The organism is Pseudomonas chlororaphis subsp. piscium (assembly GCF_003850345.1).
Classification (GTDB): domain Bacteria; phylum Pseudomonadota; class Gammaproteobacteria; order Pseudomonadales; family Pseudomonadaceae; genus Aquipseudomonas; species Aquipseudomonas piscium.
Map to the genome: position 1 here is coordinate 2,522,883 of NZ_CP027707.1, position 21,176 is coordinate 2,544,058.

Consider the following 21,176-nt stretch of genomic DNA (forward strand, 5'->3'; position numbering starts at 1 on the left):
GATGACTCCTGTGGCAAAGGTTTTAAATGAAATGAGCGAGGCCCAGGGTCAGCAGCAGGGCCACCACCGAAGCCAGGACCGTGGCGCTGGTGAAGGTCTTGAGCGCGTCGGCCAGCGACACCCCGAGGTATTCCTTGACCACCCAGAAGGCCGAGTCGGTGACGTGGGTCCAGCCGATGGCCCCGGCGCCGATGGCGACCACGATGATCTCCTTGCTGTAGCCGGAGTCGACGCCCAGGGTTGGCAGCACGATGGCGGCGGCGCTCATCATGGCCACGGTGGCCGAGCCCACCGCGAAGTGCATCAGGCCGGCCACCAGCCAGGCCAGCACCACCGGGTTGATGTCCAGCCGGGTCAGGGAGTCGGCCAGCACCTTGCCCACGCCGCTGTCGATCAGGATGCCGTTGAAGGCGCCGCCGGCACCGATGATCAGCAGGATGCTGGCCAGCGGCGGCAGGCTTTTCTGGGTGTGCCCCAGCAGGTCCAACATGGACAAGCCACGGCGCAGGCCCAGGGACCAGTAGGCGAAGGCCACGGCGATCAGCAGCGCCACCAGCGGGTTGCCGAAGAACGACAGCAGCACGGACAGGGTCGAGCCGGCGGGCAGGGCGCTGGCGAAGGTTTTGCCGATCATCAGCAGCAGCGGCAGCAGGATGGTCAGCAGGGTCAGCCAGAAGCCCGGCAGCACTCGCGCGCCACGGGCCTCGCAACGTTCTTCGAGGAAGGCCGCCTGCCAGGGTTCGGCCCGGCTGCGCGCCACCAGGCGGATCCACAGCGGCCCGGCGACTATGGCGGTGGGCAGGCCGACGATCAGGCCGTAGAGGATCACCTTGCCAACGTCGGCCCCCAGCAAGTGGGTAATGGCCATGGCCGCGGGGTGGGGCGGCAGCATGCAGTGCACGCACATCAGCGACACCGCCAGCGGCACGCCGAGGTACAGCAGGTTGAGCCGGGTTTCCTTGGCCACCACGTACACCAGGGGAATCAGCAGGATATAGCCGACCTCGAAGAACACCGGGATGCCGGCGATGAACCCCACCAGCATCATCACCCAGGACGCGCGCTGCTCGCCCAGGGTGTCGAGCAAGGTCTGGGCGATGCGTTCGGCGCCTCCCGATTCCTCGAGCATCTTGCCCAGGATGCTGCCCAGCCCGATGATCGCGGCGAGAAACCCCAGGGTATCGCCCAGGCCCTTCTGGAAGGATTCGAGCATGGCATTCAAGGGCATCCCCGAGCCCATCCCGACCAGGCCGCAGGCGGCGATCAGCGCCAGAAAGGCATGCACCCGGAACCTGACAATCAACACCACGATCATCACGATCGCGGCCAACAACACCCACAGCAACGCGCCACTGCTTTGCATCGGCCAACCCTCTTATTGATTTTGTGACGGGGTCCGTCAAAGGACTTCGCGGGGCGAGAGTTAACTATCGGGCGCGCGGGGCTGACAAAAGATCATTGGTCAGCAGATGGGTGATGCTGGGTCAGGCGTGGGCACGGGTGTGGGAATGGGGGGCAAGGCCGGTCTGCCCGCCCGTGGAAGCCCGGGTCACGGACGTGACCCGGTCGAGGGTTGTGAATCAGCCGGCGGTGCTTTCCGGCAGTTTGGCGATGACCTTGATCTCGAAGTCGAAGCCATACAGCCAGGTCACGCCCACGGCGGTCAGCGTCGGGTGCGGCGCCTGGCCCCAGAATTCCGGCACCACCTTCCAGATGGTTTCGAAGCGGGTTTCGGGATCGACGATAAACACGGTGACGTCGATCACCTCGTCGAAGGAGCTGCCGGCGGCCGCCAGGATTGCGTTGAGGTTGGTGAACGCGAGGCGCACCTGGGCCTCCAGGTCCGGCTCGGGCGAGCCATCGCTGGTGCTGCCGACCTGCCCCGAAACGAACAGGAAACCATTGGCGCGGATCGCTGGCGAGTAGCGGTTGCGCTGGTAAAGCGCCTGGCGTCCGGGTGGAAAAACCACGTCGCGCTGAGTCATGTGTTGCCTCCATCGATAAGGGTCGAAATCGACCTGGAATGAACGATGAAGCCGACTCTAGGCACTTGCGCCTGGCCGATAAACGAGCAACCGTAGCCATCACTGTTTGTAGAATCCAAACAATCCGATGGTTAGCCGGGGTGGAAATGGACCGATTTGACGCGATGCAGGCCTTTGCCCGGGTGGTGGAGGCGGGCAGCTTCACCAAGGCCGCCGACACGCTGCACATGAGCAAGACCAGCGTGACGCAACTGGTGCAGCAACTGGAGGCACGCTTGCGGGTCAAGTTGCTCAACCGCACCACGCGCCGGGTCCACCTGACGGCCGACGGCGCAGTGTATTACGAACGCGTGGTGCGCCTGCTGGCCGACCTCGACGATGCCGAGACCAGCCTGTCCAGCGCCTCGGCGGTGCCCAGGGGACGCTTGCGGGTGGATGTGCCCAGCCCGCTGGCCAGCATGATCCTGGTGCCGGCGCTGCCCGGGTTTCACGCCCGCTACCCGGACATCCAGATTGACCTGGGCGTCAGCGACCGCATCGTCGATGTGCTCGGCGAGAATGTGGATTGCGTGGTGCGCGGCGGCGAGCTGACGGACCAGTCGCTAATGGCACGGCGGATCGGCGATCTCCAGCTGGGTGTGTATGCGGCGCCCAGCTACCTGGAGCGCCTCGGCACCCCCGCGCATCCGCGCGAGCTGGAGGATTCCTTGCATCGCATCGTCGGCTTTCTCTGGGCGCGCACCGGCAAGGCCTTGCCGTATGCCATGCGCGGCCACGGCGAGAGTCTGCAGATCAAGGGCCGCTACGTGCTGGCGGTCGACGATGGCAATGCCTACCTCGCCGCCGGCCTGGCGGGCCTGGGCATACTTTGGCTGCCGGACTACATGGCCAGGGCGCACCAGGAACGGGGCGAGCTGGTGCGTCTGTTCGAGGACTGGCAGCTCGATCCGATGCCGATCTATGTGGCGTTTCCGCCCAACCGGCACATCAGCATCAAGCTGCGAGTGTTCATCGACTGGGTCGCGGAACTGATGGCCCGGCATGCGCCGGTCGCCAGCCGAGCGGGGGCGTGAGGCGGTCGGCTGGATGAATTTTTTAGCCGGCCCCCCGAAACCCGCCAGAGCAGCTTTACTTGTGCAGGCAAGTCGCGCCTGTAGATGGCCGTTCGGCCGCCGCATTCTGCCCGGGACCGGCATTGCGAGAAGGACAGGGAATGTCGTTCACCCCCTTACACAACCCTTGTCGCCCCCCTGACATGAGCGCCTGCTGGAGCAGTCGTTTGCTGGCCAGTACCTCAGCGCAGTCTGGTCGCGCCCGCGCCATCGCAGCCCGGGCGCCGCCTCTTTAAAGGAGTAAAGAAATGACTCAGTACGACAAGCAACTCAACCACCCCAAACAGCCTTCGCGGCAGGCTCGCCTGGAAAGCACCGGCGCCGAGCGCCTCACGCTGGCCAACGCCGGGCCGATCCAGATGGGCTTCTGGGTGCCCAACCGGGTATGGGCCACGGCCAAGTTCCTGGTGCCGCTGCGCGACCTGATCGCCGAGAAGAAAAAGGCCGGCACCCTGACGCCGATGCGCAAGGAAATCATCGAGTTCAAGACCTGGGTCACCCACAACAGCGTGTACCGCATGTGGATCAATTCGATGATCGAACAGTCGAATGCCTACGTGGCGACCCTGGACGAGGCGACCCAGGAACAGATCAAGGACTCGGACGGCGATGTGCTGTGGATCGCCAGCTATGACAGCTTTTTCGAGATCCTCAACGAGATCATCAGCACCTCCCCGTCGTTCAACGCCACGGCCCAGGTCGGCACGCCGATGAACGCCTTCCTGGCGGTGTCGATGGGCACCGAGGCGGGTGTGGCAGTGTTCCATGACACGACCTTCAACCAGCAGTTCAAGAAGGTGCTCAACGCCTGGAATACTTTCCTCAAGAGCAGCGCTTCCCTCGACAAACTGGATATCAACGACCCGGAAAAAGCAGGCTCGTGGATCTCCAAGGCGGCCTACGAGGCCGGGGTCTGGACGCAGATGGAGTATGACCCGAACCTGCCCGGCTACGGCTTCGATTCCTGGAACGCGTTCTTCATCCGCAAGTTCGTGCCCGGTGCGCGGCCGTTCAAGGGCCTCCCGGCCACCCAGGTCGATATCGGCTGCGAGACCACGCCCTGGCAGTACGAAAACGACCTGGCGTTCGAGACCGAGTTCTGGATCAAGGACGTCAATTACTCGCTGCTCGACCTGTTTGCCGGCCAGGATAAGTGGGCCAGCCTGTTCCAGGGCGGGCAGGCCTACCAGGGCTTTTTGTCGGCGACCCACTACCACCGCTGGAACGCTCCGCTCGATGGCAAGCTGGTGCGTTCCTGGGTGCAGCCGGGCACCTATTTCGCCCAGCGTCCGGGGCAGGGCGAAGGCGAGGGCACCTGGGAGGGCACCGAGTCGCAGCCGTACCTGGGGCATGTCGCCGCCCGGGCGATCTTTGTCTTCGAGCACCCGGCCTGCGGGTATGTCGCGCTGATCTGCATCGGCATGGTCGAAGTCTCGACCTGTGTGATCGAGCCGCCGTTCATCGTCGACGAAGGCGCCGCCCCGGTGAATATCACCCGCGGTACCGAGATCGGCCATTTCGAGTTCGGCGGTTCGACCCACATGATGATCTTCCAGAAGGACCGGGTGCAGCTGGAGGACTGGGCGGTGAATGCGGTGGCACATCAGAACGACCCGATACCGACGCCCTTGGGTAGCATTATCGCCACGGCGTTGCCGAAGGAGTGAGCCGCTGAGTACAAGCGACGGCGCGCTCGCGCCGTCGCCCTCATCTCCGTGTCAGCCGCTGGCCTGGACCAGATGCTTGCGAAACCACGCCAGCGTCCGGTCCCAGGCCAGGTTGGCCGCCGCCTCGTCGTAGCGCGGGGTCGAGTCGTTGTGAAAACCGTGGTTCACCCCGGGATAGATATAGGCCTCGTAAGTCTTGCCCGCGGCTTTCAGCGCCTGCTCGTAGGCTGGCCAGCCTTCGTTGATGCGCGTGTCCAGTTCGGCGTAGTGCAGCAGCAGCGGGGCCTGGATCCGTTCGACTTCCGCGCTGTCCGGCTGGCGCCCGTAGAAGGGCACGGCCGCCGCCAGTTCCGGGTAGGCCACGGCCGCGGCATTGGCCACCCCACCGCCATAACAGAAGCCAGTGATGCCGACCTTGCCGGTGCTGGCGTCGTGCTCGAGCAGCCATTGGATGGCGGCGAAAAAGTCGTTCATCAGCTTTTCCGGATTGACCTTCTGTTGCAGCTCGCGGCCCTTGTCGTCGTTGCCGGGGTAGCCGCCGAGCGACGTCAGGCCGTCGGGGGCCAGGGCGATGAAGCCGGCCTTGGCCAGGCGCCGCGCGACGTCCTCGATATAGGGGTTGAGCCCGCGGTTTTCGTGGGCCACCACCACCGCCGGCAGCTTGCCTTCGGCTTTCGCCGGGCGCACCAGGTAACCCCGGACCTGTTCGTGGCCCTTGGGCGAGGGGTAGGTGATGTATTCGGCGACGATCTCCGGGTCGGTGAACGACACCTGTTCGGCCAGGGCGTAGTTCGGCGTCAGGGCGGCGAGGGTGGCGCTGGCGGTCAGCCCGACCAGGGTGAAGGCCGCCGCCCGGTCGAGAAACTCGCGGCGGCTGATCTTGCCGTGGGCGTAGTAGTCGTAGAGTTCGAGCAGTTCGGGGGCGAAGTCTTTGGCACTGAGACGTTCCATCGCACGCTACCTCTTCAATCATGGGGGGCGTCCTGGTGCCGCACGGCCTGTGGGCGGGGCAGGTTCGACCTGGGATTGAATCAGTAAAGCAAGCCTGGGCCCCAGTAGCCAATGCGCAGGGCGAGCGTTGTGTTTGGGCGGGGTCTTGGCTAATCTCGCATAAACACGCAAGAATAGGCATAACCATGCAAAGCCAGCATTCAATCGCCGAGCTGCCCCATGTGCGCCGGCAGAAGATCCTGTTGTTGCTCGAACGCGACGGCAAGGTCATGGCGTCCGAGCTTGGCCAGCATTTCGCAGTCTCGGAAGACACCATCCGCCGCGACCTGGCGGAACTGGCCGATGCCGGGCTGCTGCAGCGGGTCCACGGCGGCGCGCTGCCACGGCCCAAGGATACCGGCAAGGACGTGTTCACCCGCCTGGGCGAAAGCAGCGAGGTCAAGCGCCACCTGGCCAGGCTCGGCGCGCAGCGGGTGCAGGAAGGGCAGATCGTGATGTTCGACTCGGGCTCGACCACGCTGCTGATCGCCCAGTCGCTACCTGCCGATATCGGCATCACCGCGGTCACCGCTTCGCCGCTGATCGCCATCGCCCTGGCCGAATACCCGCGCAGCCAGGTGATTCTCGCCGGCGGTCGGCTCAACCCGGCGACCCTGTCTGCCGGCGGCCACGAGGCGGTACGCCTGATCCAGGGCATCCGCGCCGATCTGCTGTTCACCGGGGTGTGCGCGATTCACCCGGAAGTTGGCATCACCTCGCAGCACTTCGACGAGGTGCCGGTGAAGCAGGCCTTGCTCGACAGCGCTTCCCAGGTGATCGCGGTCACCACCGCCGACAAGCTCGGCGCGGTGGAGCCCTTTGCCGTGGCGCCGTGCAATCGCCTGCATACGCTGATCACCGAGCAGCACCTGGCCTCGGGCAGCATCGACGACTACCGGCGCCTGGGCATCGAGGTGGTGCAGGCGCCGGTGTGACGGCGGCGCCGCTTCAGCGTACTTTCCCTGGCCATGAGCCTCGCCAACAGGACAGCGTGTCGCCATGAAACCGAGCTTCGAGCAGATCCCCACCACGGCCACCGCTTCCTGGTCGATGCTCGATCGACGCCTGGCCGAGGCAATCCCCTTCGAATGGCACCACCACCCGGAATACGAACTGACTCTGACCCTCAACAGTCGCGGGCAGCGTTATATCAGCGGCGATGTGCGTGCCTATGACGACTGCGACCTGGTTCTGCTGGGGCCGAACGTGCCCCACAGCTGGAGTTCGCAGCAGCGGATCGATCCGCGCCAGCCCCATGTCGCCCTGGTGATCTGGTTTTCCGAAGCCTGGGCGACGTCCCTGGTCGAGCTGTTTCCAGAAATGGCCGGCCTGCGTCCCATGCTGGCCGCGGCCCGGGGGGCCGTGCAGTTCAGCGGCGAGGCTGCGTGGGAGTCGCGCCCGCTGATCGAGGCCATGGTCGCCCAGGATGAGCCGACGCGGCTGGTGTCGCTGCTGGCCTTGCTGACTCGCCTGAGTCGCGACCCTGGCGCCGAGAAGATCCTGCCGGCCGCCGCCGGGCCGGCGGTGATCGAGGACGGGCGCCTGCAGCGGGTGCTGGAGCATATTCACGCTCATTACTGCGAAGCACTGACCATCGCCGAGCTGGCGCGGCTGGCCTGTGTCAGCGTCTCGGCGTTTCACCGGATGTTCCGTCGCCATGCCCGGGCCACGCCCCTGGAGTACATCGCCCGCCTGCGTATCGGCCGCGCCTGCGAGTTGCTGGTGCAAGGGCCGCAGACCCCGGTGACTCAGGTCGCCGAGGCGGTGGGCTATGGCTCGCTGGCCTTGTTCAATCGCCAGTTCAAGGCCCGGCAGGGCATGACGCCTTCGGCCTTTCGCCAGCGCCACCGCGCGCACTTTCGCTGACAGCATCCTGCTGTCAGGCGCGATAGAGACGCCACAATCGTACCGGTCGACGCGCCAAACCCTACTGCCCGCGGCCAGGGCCCTGGGGTTTCATGGCGGCAGTGCGGCGCCATGCCCGCGCAGCGCTTCTCCCGACCAGAACAACACAGGCCATGACGATGAATCCTTCCGCTGCCTTCCACTGCAAAACCCTGCCCGACAATTACCTTGAGCACATAGTGCGGATGAAGCGCGCCTTGCGCGCGCGGATCGGCGACGTGCAGTCGCTGTTCGCCGAGGTCAGCGCTTTTATCGAGCAGGAGATCGCCTCGATCGATGCCCACGGCGGCCATGCCTGGCCGGAGCTGGACTATGAGCAGATCGCCGCCGGCCAGGTCAGCGCCGAACAGCGCGCGGCGATCCACCGACGCGGTTGCGTGGTGGTGCGCGGGCACTTTGCCCGGGACACCGTCAGCGCTTGGGATCAGGACCTGCTGGGCTATCTTGCGCAGAATGACTTCGAGCGGATCTACCGTGGCCCGGTCGACCGTTTTTTCGGCAACCTGGAAGCCTCGCGGCCGCAGATTTTCCCGATCTACTGGTCGCGGGCGCAGATGCAGTTGCGCCAGCACGAGCGCATGGCCCGGGTGCAGGGTTTTCTCAACCGGCTGTGGAAGAGCGAGTCCCAGGACCGGCAATGGTTCGACCCTAAGGTGAATGCGCTGTACCCCGACCGGGTCCGGCGCCGGCCGCCGGGTACCCGTTCCTCGGGCCTGGGCCCGCACACCGATTCCGGCGCCCTGGAGCGCTGGCTGCACCCGGCCTACCTGAAGGTCTTCGACAGCCTTTACCGCAATGACTTCGCGGCCTATGACCCCTGGGACGCGGCGCATCGCACCGAGGTCGACGAGTACGCCTACCGCGACACGGTGACCTGCTCGGTGTTCAGGACCTTCCAGGGCTGGACCGCGCTGTCGGACATGCGCGCCGACCAGGGCGTGCTGCACTGCGTGCCGATTCCCAAGGCCATGGCCTATCTGCTGTTGCGCCCGTTGCTCGACGACGTGCCGGAAGACCAGCTGTGCGGCGTGGCGCCGGGCCAGGTGTTGCCGGTCTCGACGCAATGGCATCCGTTGTTGATGCGGGCCCTGAGGCCGATCCCCGAGGTTCGCGCCGGTGACTCGGTGTGGTGGCATTGCGACCTGATCCACAGCGTGGCCGCGGTGGAGAACCAGCAGGGCTGGGGCAATGTGATGTACGTGCCGGCGGCGCCCATGTGCGCGAAAAACCAGCGTTACGCCAAGGCGGTGTATGGCGCTTTCGAGCGGGGCCTGTCGCCGCCGGACTTTCCCCGGGAGGACTATGAAAGCACCTGGCGGGGCCGGTTCAGTCCGCAGGAACTGAACGCCATCGGCCGGCGCGGATTGGGGCTGGAGTGAGCCGTGGGCTGCCGGTGCTCAGGCCGAGGGCGGCGGTGTCTGCTGCTGAACGGCCCGATAACGCTCTTCAAAGTCCTCGGCCAGCTGCGCCAGGGTGATTTTGCCCAGGCGCTCGACGAGCAAGGCCTGGGCGGCGTCGAAGACTTCGCTGAGGGCGGTATTGACGGCCTGTTCCACCAGGCATTGCGGGTGGTCGGTGGACAGGCCGATGGCGAAGATCGAACTGCTTCCCAGGGCCTGGTGAATGTCCAGCAGGGTCATCTCCGACAAGGCCCGGGCCAGGCTCCAGCCTCCGCGATGACCCTTTTCCGAACGCACGTAGCCCTGCTCCTTGAGCAGCGCCATGGTGCGCCGCACCACCACCGGGTTGGTGCCCAGCATCTGGGCGATGGTCTCCGAGGTGGCGGGGCTGTCATGCCGGTCCATATGGATCAGCACATGCAGCATGCGCGATAGCCGGGTGTCGTTTCTCATCGGGCGCTCAGGGTTCCTGGAGGGGAGGTGAGGGCGGAGTATCGCTTGTAATGATAAAAGTTACGAGATCATTGACCTTGTGCTTTCAAGAAACTTACGATGTGACGAGATATTTTTCTTCGTCCCGTACCTTGCCTGGGAGTGCCCACCATGGACTATCACGTGATCATCGTCGGCGGCAGCTACGCCGGTCTTTCCGCGGGGCTGCAACTGGCCCGGGCGCGCCGCCGGGTGCTGGTGATCGATGCAGCCGAGCGGCGCAACCGCTTTGCCGAAACCTCCCACGGTTTTCTCGGGCAGGACGGTCGCTCTCCCGCGGATATTGCCGACGAGGCTCGGGAACAGCTGCTGGCCTACCCGACAGTGGAGTGGCTGGCGGACACCGCGATCGACGCCGGCCAGGACGCCGAGGGTTTCTGGCTGAGCACCCGCGGTGGCCAGCGCCACAGGGCCCAGCGGCTGATCCTGGCCACCGGGGTGATCGATGAGCTGCCGGAGGTCGAAGGTCTGGCCGCGCGCTGGGGCAAAAGCGTGTTCCATTGCCCGTACTGCCACGGTTATGAGTTGGCCGGTGGGCCCATCGGCGTGCTGGCGACTTCGGAACTCTCGATGCACCAGGCGCTGATGCTGCCGGACTGGGGCCCGACCACCTTGTTCATCAATGACGCCTTTGCGCCGGACGCCGAGCAACTGGCGAGCCTTGAACGACGTGGCGTGCGGGTGGAACGCGAGCCTGTGCGGCGCATCGCCGGCGACAAGACCGAGGTGATCCTGGCCGATGGCCGGGCGATCGCGGTCGAGGGTTTGTTTGTCGTGCCACGTACCCGCATGGCCAGCCCGCTGGCCGGGGTGCTGGGCTGTGAGTTCGAGGAGGGGCCGCTTGGCGCCTTTATCAAGACCGACGCGACCCGCGAGACCAGCGTGCCTGGGGTATTCGCCTGTGGCGACGCCGCGGCGGCATTCAGCTCGGTGGCCATCGCCGTGGGCGACGGGGCCAAGACCGGTGCGGGTACGCATCGCTCGCTGATATTCGGCCTGGCCCCGGTGTAAAGGGCCGAGCGAGAGGCGCCGGGTTTACTCGACCCGGCGGAACACCAGGGCCTTCAAGCCGCTTTCGATATCGGTATCGGGAAACTCCGGTGGGTTGTCCAGGCGTTGCTCGAAGCGCAGGCCCGGGGCCTCGCGGGTGACGCCGTCGATCAGGAAGTCCGAGGCGACGGCCGGGTCGTTCATGCAGGCCAGCACGTAGCCGTCGGCGGTGAGCAGTTCCGGCAGGCGGCGCAGCACCCGGGCGTAGTCCTTGGTCAGCAGGAAGCTGCCTTTCTGGAAGGAGGGCGGGTCGATGATCACCAGGTCGTAGGGGCCGGCGTTCTTCACCTTGCTCCAGGACTTGAACAGGTCGTGGCCGAGAAAGCTCACCTGGCTCAGGTCATGGCCGTTGAGCCGGTGATTGTCGCGGCCACGGCTTAGGGCCGGGCGTGACATGTCGAGGTTGACCACATGAGTCGCGCCGCCTTCGATAGCGGCCACCGAGAAGCCGCAGGTGTAGGCGAACAGGTTCAGCACGCGCTTGCCCCGGGTATTGGCGCGCACCCAGTTGCGACCGTAGCGCATGTCGAGAAACAGGCCATTGTTCTGCTTCTTGCCCAGGTCCACCCGATACCGCAGGCCTTCCTCGACCAGGGTCCATTCATCGATAGGTTCGCCCACCAGCCAGTCCACCGGACTTTGCAGCTGATAGCGGTGTTGCAGCAGCAGGGTATGGGCGCCACAGGCCTGCCACTCCGGCGAGGTGCTGATTGCCAGCAACAGTTGCTTGAGCGCATCCAGCTGTTCCGGCTCCGGCTCCTTGAACAGCGCCACCAGCACCACGCCCTGCAGCCAGTCGACGGTCAGTTGCTCCAGCCCCGGCCAGCAACGCCCACGGCCATGGAACAGGCGCCGGGTTTCCGCGGGAGCGCAGGCCAGGGCTGTCAGCAGGTGGTGGTGGAGGATGGAGAGGGCGTCGGGGTTCATCGAAGGAGGGCCGGCAATAAAAGGGCGGGCATTTTAAACACAACTGACCCTGAGGACTTACAAAACCAAGGTCTAGCCGATTTTAAAGAGGTGCTACGCCTCAAAAGGTCATGGCAGGTGCTTCAGCCAAGTGCTTGTATCCACCTGGATGAGCATGCGGGGGCAGGCCTCTAAACGTCTGGGTATGGGGGGCTTGAGGTTCAGTCAGTGGCGATGTTTTTCGTCAGTTCACGAAAGCCTACTTCAACAAACCAAGGTTTGGTGTCTCTTGGTTACTCTGGTTGGCACTGTTTGTTCAATAAGCCAGGAAAGAGTTTTGGCGCGATTTTATTGTCAACAGCGATTGTTAAGTTGCTGGTGTTTAATTCGTTGCGGATAGTCGTGGTGCTGATTTTTATATTGTTTATGTAGGTGGCTAGCGTCTTGCCCAGGTACTTTCGTGAGACCTGCAATAGTTGTTCGGTTGCGTCTGGCTGCAGTTTTACTTCCAGTTTGATGAGGCCAGGGTTGATGTTAGCCTCGTCTTTAACGGCTATTTTCAGCTCTTTGAAGTCGCAGGAAGAGTTGAACCTGATTTCGGCTTCCGATGTCGAGGCCATGCTTTGTGAAGCCAGGGAAAGTGTAAGTAGTAATGTCGAGATACGAACTGTCGAGAACATGAATACCTCTTTTCAGTCGGAGTGATGGTATTTGGGATTGTCGTCTGCGCAGCAGCTTACTCTAAATCATGAGTGGGTTGTCAGCCTCTGGAATAAGCAGCCGAATAAAAATGGTGTGAGCTTATTCGCCCAGGGTTGAGGCTTGGTTGCCGGAGTTTTTACGGAGTTGAGCCCAACAGGCAGGTGTCCGGTTTCCTTAGACCACTACAGATATGTTTATAGGTGTCGAGGCTTGGGAGGGAGAGTTGTTAGAGAATCGACAAAGAGCCGGCATGATGGTCCTTGAGATCCCTTCAACAAATACCGCGTGGGGAGCGCGGCAAGTCAGTGGCCTGCACCCGTGCCGATGGCCGGGTGCCATATCGAGCGGGGCTGCCGATCAGGTGTGGAGCAGGGCGATGGCAAAGGAAACCACGATCATGCAGGCGACCGCAAAATTGATATTCATGACGTACTTGTCCGAGGGTTTAAAAGTGGCGCCATTTTGCCGACATCGGGCGCAAATGAAAAATTCGCTTTCATGATTTGTATGATCGACAGGAGTGATGACTGAGGGCGTCGTGCCACCGGGGATATCTACTACGGGCTTTGGTACCCGATCGTTATCGCGGTGATGACGGCGATCCTGGGCACCTTGTTCCTGCCGGAAACCAAGGACCGGGACATTCACCACACCTGAAGGCGCTTACCCGTCCTCTCCCGGGGGGAGAGAACGTATTGCCAACGTCATGCCCTAAAAGCGCACCACAGGCATCCGGTCCAGGATTTTAAGTTGGTATCATTCAAGGGCTTAAAAACCGGGTAGAAGAACATGAATCGTCGTAAAAAAATCAAGCAGCTATTAGAGGCTCACGCCAAAAAGGCCAGTGCCAAACTGGCACCGAAAAACAAGCCTAAATACATCAGCAAAGCTGACCGATTGAAGCTGGCTGCCGAGTCCAGTCCTGACTCGGTCATTTCTTCCGAGCGTTGATCTACGTGGGTTAAGTGCCAGCGTTATCCGCCGTGGAGGGGCCAGTGTATTACCTGTTCCGGGTTATGCGCCCTGCGGTACTAGCGACGGTTGCGATAGCGTTCGGTCAAGGACTGCACGAGGGTGACGTAGGATTGCGTCTCGGCGTAGGGAGGCACCCCGTTGTACTCGACCACGGACGCTTCGCCGGCGTTGTAACCTGCCAACGCCAGCATCTGGTTGCCGTTGAAGCGCTTGAGCAGCCAGGCCAGGTAGCGCACGCCGCCACGAATGTTCTGTCGTGCGTCGAACGGATCGTCCACAGCGAAGCGCTCGGCGGTGGCGGGCATCAACTGCATCAGCCCCTGGGCGCCTGCTTCGGAAATAGCGTTGGGGCGAAACGCCGATTCGGCATGTATCACTGCGCGGACCAGTGCCCTGTCGACACCATAATGATCCGAAGCGGCTTCGATCTCCCGTCGATAGGACTGAGTGTCCAGGCGCAGTGAGGCGACCTTGAAGTCCTTTGGCGCCATGCACAGATAGCAGCCCTTGATGTAATAGAGCTCAAGGACATCGACCCGCGCGGAAATCCCGACGGGGCGCCGGCTCACATATTGACGAATACCCCTGTGAATGAAGGTGTACACCAGAATCCGCACCGCGCCTGAGTCGTTCTCTCGCACAAGTCGTGGCCGGGCCAATGCCTTGGCGCCGACACCGGTGTTCGCCATGCCATTCAGGCGAGTGCAGCGGGCGCTGGGGATGGCTTGGCTGGTGTAGCTGACGGCTCCGTCCCTGGCTTGGCACTTGAACATGGCGCTGGCGCACAGTGGAGCGACCAGCAAGGCCAGCCCGATGCCGCCAAGAAGGCTCTTGCGAGCCCATCGCCATGCTCTGGAACTCATCACATCGCTCCGCGCTGCAGGCGCCGATTAGGCCTGGGGAAGCCTGGCCCGGGAGCTGTCTTTGGAGGGCCTACTCTGGGTGACCCGCCTTTTGTTCTGATAGTTATACCCCTTGTAACCGGCCTTGGAACTTGCGTTGACGTACGGGCTGCTCAAGCAGCCTCACAGCTCCGCCCGTCAAACTGTCCGCCTCATGTCCGCCTGGCAATGGACCCTGCAGGCAATGCTCGGTCCGTCTCCAGCGCAGTCAGTTGTTCAATGATCCGATCACACTCATTCTTAGAAGTCTCTCGGTCGGTGATCGAGCAGGGTTGGGCGTTAAGCCCACACTCTTATCAGCTCAAGCGAAGATGGCTCACCAGGGCTACGGTGAAGCTGCTGAAGAAGAAAACCCGCCTGGGTCCATTTGGGCATCAGTTCAAGGAGTGTCTGGCGTCGAGAGGGTGACAGCGTTACTGGGGCTCTGCGCAATCATCAGGGTGGATGTGTTGTCAGCTTGGCCAGGCACTTCGAAAGCTTAGGCGCTTTGGCTGGCGCAGGAGGAGTCGCGGTTGCTTGTGAGTGGCAGCAATCGACCCAGGGCCGTCGCTCGCTGCTAGCGCAAGCCAACCCTATCTGATGATTGCGCACGATCAGCTCTGCGCGAAGCAAACCTACAAAGCTTGCGACAGCGAGAGTGGCGGGGGGCAAACGGAGGGTGCGCTACTTGATCTGCACAATGACCGGTCCTTCCGTCACGATCGGCGGGTCGGCGTGGATATTCGAGGCATTTTTCTGAATCCAGTCGCGTGCGACTTTCAAGCTCGCATCGGTACCGGTCTTGTCCGTGCAAACCGTCACGGATGTACCGCCATCACCCGTATTCAGCAGTGTGTAGCTGATGAGGCCAGGCACCGTCCGCAGGGCCGCTTCGACGTCGGCGTTGCGCTCTTCCAGAAGCTTGAAAAGCTGCTTTGCTCCAGTACCCAGGTAGGTTCGTATAACCGCATACATGGTCGTCTCCTTGGGGAGTACGTCTTGATGTCAATCCAGATCCGCTGATAGCCGTTATCACTCAGGTTTCAGTCCGCCCTGATTTATTAAGCTTAGCCACGCGTCGGCGCCAGGCGAAAGGCAACGACCACTGGCCACTTTTGGCCGTTTGCGGCCCATTGGAAAAGACCAATCATCGACCTGCCCCAGTCGTTCGCAGGGAGCGTTAACCGTTCGATGACGCGCCTGCCATGGCGCGTTTACCGGGTGTCTGGCGGTCGAGGAGGCGGACCTTTTTACACAGTGGGCACAGGTGGTTTTCCCGCCGATTCGCCCACGTCCGGCGCCGGGCCTGTAGACTGGCGCACCAAAGCCGTTGCCCTGCGAGGCGCCGGCCATCCTTTATCACCCCGAACAAGAGAGCCCCATGGCCAACCACGATATCGACTTCATTCCCGATCCCGACGCGGACTCCATCTCCTCCGACGTTGCCGGTTTCGCTGGCATCCTGGTTTCCACCCAGATTCCCACCCGCGCCGACGGCAGCCTGGAACTGGGTGGCATCACCGAGCAGAGCGAGTGCACCCTGCAGGCGCTCAAGGTGGCCCTGGAAAAGGCCGGCAGCTCCATGGACCGGGTCCTGCACCTGACCATCTACCTCACAGACATGGCCGACCGCGCCGCCTTCAACCAGGTCTACCAGCGCTTCTTCGCCAAGCCCTGGCCGGTGCGCGCCGCCGTTGGCGTGGCGTCCCTGGCGGTCGAAGGCATGCGCGTGGAAGTCACCGCGATGGCGGCCAAGGCCTGAGTTCCAGCCTTTGGCCGGTGGCGCCGCTCGGCGAGTGGGCGCCATCGGGCAGTACACGGGTGCCGGTCAGGCGTTTCGCCGCTACAATGCGCGCCTCGACCGTGACAAGCCTGACTAAAAAAATATGTCCTTGCCCAAGCATCACCTGGAATTGCTCAGCCCTGCCCGCGATGTAGCCATCGCCCGCGAGGCCATCCTGCATGGCGCCGACGCCGTGTACATCGGCGGCCCGAGCTTCGGCGCGCGCCACAACGCCTGCAACGAGGTGAGTGAAATCGCCGAGCTGGTGGAGTTCGCCCGGCGCTACCACGCGCGGATTTTCACCACTATCAACACCATCCTCCACGACAACGAACTGGAGCCGGCGCGCAAGCTGATCCACCAGCTGTACGACGCCGGCGTCGATGCGCTGATCGTCCAGGACCTGGGCGTGATGGAACTGGACATTCCGCCGATCGAGCTGCACGCCAGCACCCAGACCGACATCCGCACCCTGGCGCGAGCCAAGTTCCTCGACCAGGCCGGCTTCTCGCAACTGGTCCTGGCCCGTGAGCTGAACCTCCAGGAAATCCGCGCCATCGCCGACGAAACCGACGCGGCGATCGAGTTCTTCATCCACGGCGCGCTGTGCGTGGCCTTCTCCGGCCAGTGCAACATTTCCCACGCGCAGACCGGCCGCAGCGCCAACCGTGGCGACTGCTCCCAGGCCTGCCGCCTGCCGTACACCCTCAAGGACGAAAAGGGCGGGGTGATCGCCTACGAGAAGCACCTACTGTCGATGAAGGACAACAACCAGAGCGCCAACATCCGCGCCCTGGTGGAGGCCGGCGTGCGTTCGTTCAAGATCGAAGGGCGCTACAAGGACATGGGCTATGTGAAGAACATCACCGCCTACTACCGCCAGCGCCTGGACGACGTGCTCGAAGACCGTATCGACCTGGCTCGCGCTTCCAGTGGCCGCACCGCGCACTTCTTCCTGCCCGACCCGGAAAAGACCTTCCACCGCGGCAGCACCGATTATTTCGTCACCGATCGCAAGATCGACATCGGCGCCTTCGACTCGCCGACTTTCACCGGCCTGCCGGTAGGCGTGGTGGAGAAAGTCGCCAAGCGCGACCTGCAAGTGGTAACTCACGAGCCGCTGTCCAACGGTGACGGCCTCAACGTGCTGGTCAAGCGCGAAGTGGTGGGTTTCCGCGCCAACATCGCCGAGCCCAAGGGCGAGTTCGAAGAGGATGGCGAGAAACGCTATCGCTATCGCGTCGAGCCCAACGAGATGCCGGAAGGCCTTTACAAGCTGCGGCCGAACCACCCGCTGAACCGCAACCTCGACCACAACTGGCAACAGGCGCTGCAGAAGACTTCCGCCGAACGTCGCGTGGCCCTGAGCTGGGTCGCGCGTCTGCGTGAAGAGCAGCTGGAAGTGACCGCGACCAGTGAAGAGGGGATCAGCGCCAGCGTGACCCTGAACGGCCCGTTCGGCGTCGCCAACAAGCCGGAACAGGCGCTGGAGCAACTGCAGGACCTGCTCGGCCAGCTCGGCACCACGCAGTACCACGCCATCGACATCAAGCTCGATGCGCCGCAGGCTTACTTCATCCCCAACTCCCAGCTCAAGGCGTTGCGCCGGGAAGTGATCGAAGCCTTGACCGCAGCGCGGATCGCCGCCCACCCGCGGGGCAGCCGCAAGGCCGAGACCACGCCACCGCCGGTGTACCCGGAATCGCACCTGTCGTTCCTGGCCAACGTCTACAACCAGAAGGCCCGCGACTTCTATCACCGTCATGGCGTGAAGCTGATCGATGCTGCCTACGAGGCGCACGAAGAGGCCGGTGAAGTGCCGGTGATGATCACCAAGCACTGCCTGCGTTTCTCCTTCAACCTGTGCCCGAAACAGGCCAAGGGCGTGACCGGCGTGCGCACCAAGGTGGCCCCGATGCAGCTGATTCACGGTGACGAAGTGCTGACCCTGAAGTTCGACTGCAAGCCGTGCGAGATGCACATCATCGGCAAGATGAAAGGCCACATCCTCAACATGCCGCAACCGGGCAGCGTGGTCGGCCATATCAGCCCCGAAGACCTGCTCAAGACCATCCCCCGCGCTCCGCACTGAGTGAATGGGCAGGCGCGTCGCCACGGCGTCGCGCTTGCCCGCTCGGTCACACGCTGGCTGTCGCGCATCAACGCCATTGTCGACCTGGGTCGGCAATGGCGTTCTTGTCTCGGGTTATGTTCCGGCTGGTTTCAACGCGCCGCAGCTTCCTCGGCACGCAACTGAATGCTCATGTCGTCGCAGCTTTGCGACCAGTCCTTCAGCCACTGTGGCAGCTCGGGCGACAGGTCCAGGCCCAGCTCGTGGACGAACTCGCCGGGGGCGATGGTGCCTTTGGCCGAGCGGAACAGCCCGCGCATCACCACCACGCCGGTGACTCGGCCTTTGCTCACGAAGCGGTGTTCCATAAAGCTCCATTTCTCGTCCCAGCCGAGGATCCGGCTGTGGACCTCGAAGGCTTCGAACAGCTTCAGTTCACGGCGGAACTTGCCCCACACATCACCGACGATCGGCACCGCCCTGTGGCGCAGGGCCACGCGGTAGGCGCCGCTGCGCAGGACGAAGTCCATGCGCCCGAGGTCGGCCAGGGTGAAGTAGCGGCCATTGGTGACGTGTAGGTTGAGGTCGAGGTCGAGCGGCCAGACGCGCATGCGCACGACGGTGGTGGCCAGGCCTTCGACCGGCTTGCGCCACGGACGACGAAACAGCATGAGCAGCATGCGGAACCAGAGATTCATGAATACACCGATGATTGAAAGGATGGCCGCACTTTAGGGGAGGGGAATCGGCTAAGGTAGGTGCGCAAATGACTTTTTTCATGCGAAAAGCGCAACGGAATCCACTATGCACGTCACCTTGCTCCTGGCCGATCACTGTTCCGCCGCCAGCGCCACCCTGGCCCTGGAAGTACTGAGCGCCGCCAACCTGTTCGCCGACACCGCCAGCGCGCCGTTCGAGGTGGTGGTCGCCTCGCTGGATGGCGCCGATGTCGATGCCTGGGGCGGGCAGGCGCTGCGGGTGCAGCAGTCCGTGGCCGAGATCGCCCGGACCGACCTGGTGCTGATCCCCGGCTTTCTCTTCACCTTGAATGAAGCCTTGCCGGCATTTGCCGGCTATGGGCCCTGGCTGCGACAACAGCACGCCCGGGGCGCGGTGCTGGCATCGATGTGCACGGCCACCTTCCTGTTGGCCGAAGCCGGCCTGCTGAAGGGCGCCCGCGCCACCACCCACTGGGCCTTTGCCGAGCTGTTCCGGCGGCGTTACGCCGGGGTCGAACTGGACGAGGGGCAGCTTCTCTGCGAAGACGATCGCCTGATCACCAGCGGTGGCGCGAGCGCGGCCATGGACCTGCTGCTGCACCTGGTGCGGCGCTTCGCTTCCCTGGAGCTGGCGCAGAAGTGCGGCAAGTATCTGCTGATCGACAAGGTGCGCAGCGAGCAGTCGGTGTATGTCATGTGGTCATTGCCGAAGAGCCATGGGGATGGCGAGATCCTGCGGGTGCAGGACTGGCTGGAGGAACACTTCGACCAGCCGCTGCTGATCGACGACACGGCCCGCCGTTTCGGCTTCGGCGTGAGGAACTTCAAGCGCCGTTTCAAGGACGCCACCGGCTACACGCCCCTGGCCTATCTGCAGACGTTGCGCCTGGAGAAGGCCAAGGAACTGCTGGAGTCCACGCGCATGACCCTGGACAGCATCACCTACAAGGTGGGCTACGAAGACAGCAACTCGTTTCGCCGGCTGTTCCAGCAACGGGTCGGCCTGCTGCCGGCGGCTTACCGCAAGAAGTTCCAGGCCGCCGGCTGAGTGCCGATGACCAGCGCCGGTCAGCGCAAAAAAGGCAGGGTAGTGGGCTTGCCTGCCCGCTACCCTGCCCGGATTTACCGCACAACTCTAGAGCGGCTGTTTGTCCCAGCCACCGCCCATGGCCCGGAACAGGTCCACCAGGGCGATCTGCCGCTGGGTGCTGATGCGGATCAGCGTGGACTGGTCGTTGAAGGCACTGCGCTGGGCGTCCAGGTAGCGCAGGTGATCGTCCAGGCCGCTGTCGTAGCGGGCCTTGGCCAGCTCCAGGGTGGCCTGGCTGGTGCGCGACAGACCCTGGCGCGCCGCCTCCTCGCGGCGCAGGGTGTCGCTGGCGGCGAGGGCGTCGGCGACTTCGCGGAACGCCTGTTGCAGCGTGCCTTCGTAGGCGGCCACGGCGCTGTCCTTGCGCACCTCGGCCAGGTCCAGGCTGGCCCGGTTGCGCCCGCCGGCGAAGATCGGGATCGACACCGAAGGCAGGAACGACCAGGACCGCGAACCGCCGTCGAACAGCCCGGACATCTCGCTGCTGGAAGTGCCCAGGCTGCCGCTCAGGGTGATCCGCGGAAAGAACGCCGCCCGCGCCGCGCCGATATCTGCATGGCGGGCCTTGAGCCGATGCTCGCTGGCCAGCACGTCCGGACGCCGGGCGAGCAGCTCGGACGGCGCCCCGGGCAGCATGTCCTGCACCAGCAACAGTTCGTCACGTGGTTGGGCGGGCAGGGCGCGCAGCGCGTCCGGCGTGCCCACCAGTAGGGTCAGGGCATTGCGCGCCAGGCGCAGCTGGCGGTCGGTGTTTTCCAGATCGGCCCGGGATTGCTCCACCAGGCCCTGGGCCTCCTGATAATCCAGGGCCGTGGCGGTGCCGATGGTGCGCCGCTGGCCGATCAGTCCCAGGGACTGTTCGCGGCTGCGCAGGGTGTCTCGGGTCAGGGCCAACTGGCGCTGGGCGCCATCCCAGGTCAGGTAGGCCTGGATCACCTCGGAGATCAGCGCCAGCTGGCTGGCGCGGGTGGCTTCCTCGGTGGCCAGGTATTGCTCCAGGGCGGCGTCCGACAGGTTGCGCACGCGGCCGAACAGGTCGATCTCGTACTCCGGCAGGCTCAGCCCCACCTGGTAGGTGCTGGATACCCCGGCCGTCTGGCTGGACGACAGGTCGGCCGGCAGGCGCTGGCGGTTGCCCGAACCGCTGGCGTTCAGCCCCGGCAGGCGGTCGGCGCGCTGGATGCGGTATTGCGCCCGGGCCGCCTCGATATCCAGCAGCGCCTGGCGCAGCGAGCGGTTGTTGGCCAGGGCGCTGTCCACCAGCACCCGCAGGTCGGGATCGAGGACGAAGGCTTGCCACTGCGGCAGCTCCTTCGGCGTCGCGGCCTGGCCTTCCCAGGTCGCGGCGATCGGCGCCGGCGGACGCTCGTAGCGCGGCGCCAGGGAACAGCCGGCCAACAGCAGGGCCAGGGGCAGGGCGGCGTAGATCAGGGGGTTGGATTTCATGC

The 21,176-nt window shown here is 63.9% G+C and carries 21 protein-coding genes; 10 read left to right on the plus strand and 11 right to left on the minus strand.

From position 1 onward, the window contains the following. Positions 1-22: 22 nt before the first annotated feature. Both C4K38_RS11805 and C4K38_RS11810 read right to left on the minus strand, forming a co-directional pair. Complete coding sequence (locus tag C4K38_RS11805; protein ID WP_053278485.1) at positions 23-1,363, minus strand: GntT/GntP/DsdX family permease; 1,341 nt, start codon at positions 1,361-1,363, stop codon at positions 23-25. Between the two features lie 217 nt (positions 1,364-1,580). Further along, entirely contained in the window at positions 1,581-1,985 is a 405-nt protein-coding gene (locus tag C4K38_RS11810; protein WP_053278486.1) for a RidA family protein, read from the minus strand. Positions 1,986-2,131: 146 nt separating this feature from the next. On the opposite strand from C4K38_RS11810, the gene C4K38_RS11815 reads away from it, so the two are divergent. Both C4K38_RS11815 and C4K38_RS11820 read left to right on the plus strand, forming a co-directional pair. After that, complete coding sequence (locus C4K38_RS11815; RefSeq protein WP_053278487.1) at positions 2,132-3,058, plus strand: LysR family transcriptional regulator; 927 nt, start codon at positions 2,132-2,134, stop codon at positions 3,056-3,058. 287 nt (positions 3,059-3,345) lie between these two features. Then, positions 3,346-4,764: a phosphatidylserine decarboxylase family protein gene (locus C4K38_RS11820; RefSeq protein WP_053278488.1), complete on the plus strand. Its 1,419-nt coding sequence runs from the start codon at positions 3,346-3,348 to the stop codon at positions 4,762-4,764. Positions 4,765-4,815: 51 nt separating this feature from the next. Here the strand turns inward: C4K38_RS11820 and yghX are convergent, their stop codons facing one another. Further along, positions 4,816-5,715, minus strand: a complete 900-nt coding sequence (gene yghX, locus C4K38_RS11825) for a YghX family hydrolase (RefSeq protein ID WP_053278489.1) — start codon at positions 5,713-5,715, stop codon at positions 4,816-4,818. Positions 5,716-5,900: 185 nt separating this feature from the next. Here yghX and C4K38_RS11830 point away from each other — a divergent pair, with 185 nt between their 5' ends. From C4K38_RS11830 to C4K38_RS11840, 3 genes are all read left to right on the plus strand, one after another. Continuing rightward, positions 5,901-6,689, plus strand: coding sequence for a DeoR/GlpR family DNA-binding transcription regulator (locus C4K38_RS11830; RefSeq protein ID WP_053278490.1), 789 nt, complete (start codon positions 5,901-5,903; stop codon positions 6,687-6,689). A 64-nt stretch (positions 6,690-6,753) separates the two neighbouring features. Beyond that, complete coding sequence (locus C4K38_RS11835) at positions 6,754-7,620, plus strand: helix-turn-helix domain-containing protein (protein ID WP_053278491.1); 867 nt, start codon at positions 6,754-6,756, stop codon at positions 7,618-7,620. 158 nt (positions 7,621-7,778) lie between these two features. Further along, entirely contained in the window at positions 7,779-9,038 is a 1,260-nt protein-coding gene (locus C4K38_RS11840) for a DUF1479 domain-containing protein (RefSeq protein ID WP_053278492.1), read from the plus strand. An 18-nt stretch (positions 9,039-9,056) separates the two neighbouring features. Here the strand turns inward: C4K38_RS11840 and C4K38_RS11845 are convergent, their stop codons facing one another. Further along, the gene (locus tag C4K38_RS11845) at positions 9,057-9,512 is read right to left on the minus strand and encodes an Rrf2 family transcriptional regulator (protein WP_053278493.1); all 456 of its coding nucleotides are present in this window, start codon (positions 9,510-9,512) and stop codon (positions 9,057-9,059) included. Between the two features lie 150 nt (positions 9,513-9,662). Here C4K38_RS11845 and C4K38_RS11850 point away from each other — a divergent pair, with 150 nt between their 5' ends. Beyond that, positions 9,663-10,562: an NAD(P)/FAD-dependent oxidoreductase gene (locus C4K38_RS11850; RefSeq protein WP_053278494.1), complete on the plus strand. Its 900-nt coding sequence runs from the start codon at positions 9,663-9,665 to the stop codon at positions 10,560-10,562. A 24-nt stretch (positions 10,563-10,586) separates the two neighbouring features. Here C4K38_RS11850 and C4K38_RS11855 read toward each other — a convergent pair whose 3' ends face one another. The 3 genes from C4K38_RS11855 to C4K38_RS32290 form a co-directional block, all read right to left on the minus strand. Next, complete coding sequence (locus tag C4K38_RS11855) at positions 10,587-11,528, minus strand: class I SAM-dependent methyltransferase (RefSeq protein ID WP_053278495.1); 942 nt, start codon at positions 11,526-11,528, stop codon at positions 10,587-10,589. 272 nt (positions 11,529-11,800) lie between these two features. Next, a complete protein-coding gene (locus C4K38_RS11860; protein WP_053278496.1) occupies positions 11,801-12,187 on the minus strand; it encodes a hypothetical protein in 387 nt (128 codons plus the stop codon). Positions 12,188-12,566: 379 nt separating this feature from the next. Continuing rightward, positions 12,567-12,857: a hypothetical protein gene (locus tag C4K38_RS32290; protein ID WP_164486992.1), complete on the minus strand. Its 291-nt coding sequence runs from the start codon at positions 12,855-12,857 to the stop codon at positions 12,567-12,569. 141 nt (positions 12,858-12,998) lie between these two features. Between C4K38_RS32290 and C4K38_RS11865 the strand changes: the two genes are divergently transcribed. Then, positions 12,999-13,160 carry a DUF2986 domain-containing protein gene (locus C4K38_RS11865; protein WP_081001468.1) on the plus strand — a complete coding sequence of 54 codons (162 nt, stop codon included), beginning with the start codon at positions 12,999-13,001 and terminating at the stop codon, positions 13,158-13,160. 80 nt (positions 13,161-13,240) lie between these two features. Here C4K38_RS11865 and C4K38_RS11870 read toward each other — a convergent pair whose 3' ends face one another. Together C4K38_RS11870 and C4K38_RS11875 are read right to left on the minus strand one after the other, a co-directional pair. Then, positions 13,241-14,047: a lytic transglycosylase domain-containing protein gene (locus C4K38_RS11870; protein ID WP_053278498.1), complete on the minus strand. Its 807-nt coding sequence runs from the start codon at positions 14,045-14,047 to the stop codon at positions 13,241-13,243. 702 nt (positions 14,048-14,749) lie between these two features. Further along, the gene (locus C4K38_RS11875) at positions 14,750-15,040 is read right to left on the minus strand and encodes a hypothetical protein (RefSeq protein ID WP_025809660.1); all 291 of its coding nucleotides are present in this window, start codon (positions 15,038-15,040) and stop codon (positions 14,750-14,752) included. Between the two features lie 406 nt (positions 15,041-15,446). Between C4K38_RS11875 and C4K38_RS11880 the strand changes: the two genes are divergently transcribed. Continuing rightward, positions 15,447-15,827, plus strand: a complete 381-nt coding sequence (locus C4K38_RS11880) for a RidA family protein (RefSeq protein WP_053278499.1) — start codon at positions 15,447-15,449, stop codon at positions 15,825-15,827. Between the two features lie 124 nt (positions 15,828-15,951). Then, on the plus strand, positions 15,952-17,940 hold the full coding sequence (locus C4K38_RS11885; protein WP_025809659.1) for a peptidase U32 family protein: 1,989 nt from the start codon (positions 15,952-15,954) through the stop codon (positions 17,938-17,940). Positions 17,941-18,071: 131 nt separating this feature from the next. Here the strand turns inward: C4K38_RS11885 and C4K38_RS11890 are convergent, their stop codons facing one another. Next, on the minus strand, positions 18,072-18,617 hold the full coding sequence (locus C4K38_RS11890; protein ID WP_053278500.1) for a thioesterase family protein: 546 nt from the start codon (positions 18,615-18,617) through the stop codon (positions 18,072-18,074). A gap of 106 nt (positions 18,618-18,723) precedes the next feature. Here C4K38_RS11890 and C4K38_RS11895 point away from each other — a divergent pair, with 106 nt between their 5' ends. After that, entirely contained in the window at positions 18,724-19,686 is a 963-nt protein-coding gene (locus C4K38_RS11895) for a GlxA family transcriptional regulator (RefSeq protein ID WP_053278501.1), read from the plus strand. Positions 19,687-19,773: 87 nt separating this feature from the next. On the opposite strand, the gene C4K38_RS11900 is transcribed toward C4K38_RS11895, so the two are convergent. Continuing rightward, on the minus strand, positions 19,774-21,174 hold the full coding sequence (locus C4K38_RS11900) for an efflux transporter outer membrane subunit (protein ID WP_053278502.1): 1,401 nt from the start codon (positions 21,172-21,174) through the stop codon (positions 19,774-19,776). Positions 21,175-21,176: the final 2 nt, after the last annotated feature.

What these genes read in the sequence shown, in the direction of transcription:
- C4K38_RS11805 (WP_053278485.1), bottom strand. Translation starts at nt 1,363, where the DNA reads ATGCAAAGCAGTGGCGCGTTGCTGTGGGTGTTGTTGGCCGCGATCGTG.
- C4K38_RS11810 (WP_053278486.1), bottom strand. Translation starts at nt 1,985, where the DNA reads ATGACTCAGCGCGACGTGGTTTTTCCACCCGGACGCCAGGCGCTTTAC.
- C4K38_RS11815 (WP_053278487.1), top strand. Translation starts at nt 2,132, where the DNA reads ATGGACCGATTTGACGCGATGCAGGCCTTTGCCCGGGTGGTGGAGGCG.
- C4K38_RS11820 (WP_053278488.1), top strand. Translation starts at nt 3,346, where the DNA reads ATGACTCAGTACGACAAGCAACTCAACCACCCCAAACAGCCTTCGCGG.
- yghX (WP_053278489.1), bottom strand. Translation starts at nt 5,715, where the DNA reads ATGGAACGTCTCAGTGCCAAAGACTTCGCCCCCGAACTGCTCGAACTC.
- C4K38_RS11830 (WP_053278490.1), top strand. Translation starts at nt 5,901, where the DNA reads ATGCAAAGCCAGCATTCAATCGCCGAGCTGCCCCATGTGCGCCGGCAG.
- C4K38_RS11835 (WP_053278491.1), top strand. Translation starts at nt 6,754, where the DNA reads ATGAAACCGAGCTTCGAGCAGATCCCCACCACGGCCACCGCTTCCTGG.
- C4K38_RS11840 (WP_053278492.1), top strand. Translation starts at nt 7,779, where the DNA reads ATGAATCCTTCCGCTGCCTTCCACTGCAAAACCCTGCCCGACAATTAC.
- C4K38_RS11845 (WP_053278493.1), bottom strand. Translation starts at nt 9,512, where the DNA reads ATGAGAAACGACACCCGGCTATCGCGCATGCTGCATGTGCTGATCCAT.
- C4K38_RS11850 (WP_053278494.1), top strand. Translation starts at nt 9,663, where the DNA reads ATGGACTATCACGTGATCATCGTCGGCGGCAGCTACGCCGGTCTTTCC.
- C4K38_RS11855 (WP_053278495.1), bottom strand. Translation starts at nt 11,528, where the DNA reads ATGAACCCCGACGCCCTCTCCATCCTCCACCACCACCTGCTGACAGCC.
- C4K38_RS11860 (WP_053278496.1), bottom strand. Translation starts at nt 12,187, where the DNA reads ATGTTCTCGACAGTTCGTATCTCGACATTACTACTTACACTTTCCCTG.
- C4K38_RS11865 (WP_081001468.1), top strand. Translation starts at nt 12,999, where the DNA reads ATGAATCGTCGTAAAAAAATCAAGCAGCTATTAGAGGCTCACGCCAAA.
- C4K38_RS11870 (WP_053278498.1), bottom strand. Translation starts at nt 14,047, where the DNA reads ATGAGTTCCAGAGCATGGCGATGGGCTCGCAAGAGCCTTCTTGGCGGC.
- C4K38_RS11875 (WP_025809660.1), bottom strand. Translation starts at nt 15,040, where the DNA reads ATGTATGCGGTTATACGAACCTACCTGGGTACTGGAGCAAAGCAGCTT.
- C4K38_RS11880 (WP_053278499.1), top strand. Translation starts at nt 15,447, where the DNA reads ATGGCCAACCACGATATCGACTTCATTCCCGATCCCGACGCGGACTCC.
- C4K38_RS11885 (WP_025809659.1), top strand. Translation starts at nt 15,952, where the DNA reads ATGTCCTTGCCCAAGCATCACCTGGAATTGCTCAGCCCTGCCCGCGAT.
- C4K38_RS11890 (WP_053278500.1), bottom strand. Translation starts at nt 18,617, where the DNA reads ATGAATCTCTGGTTCCGCATGCTGCTCATGCTGTTTCGTCGTCCGTGG.
- C4K38_RS11895 (WP_053278501.1), top strand. Translation starts at nt 18,724, where the DNA reads ATGCACGTCACCTTGCTCCTGGCCGATCACTGTTCCGCCGCCAGCGCC.
- C4K38_RS11900 (WP_053278502.1), bottom strand. Translation starts at nt 21,174, where the DNA reads ATGAAATCCAACCCCCTGATCTACGCCGCCCTGCCCCTGGCCCTGCTG.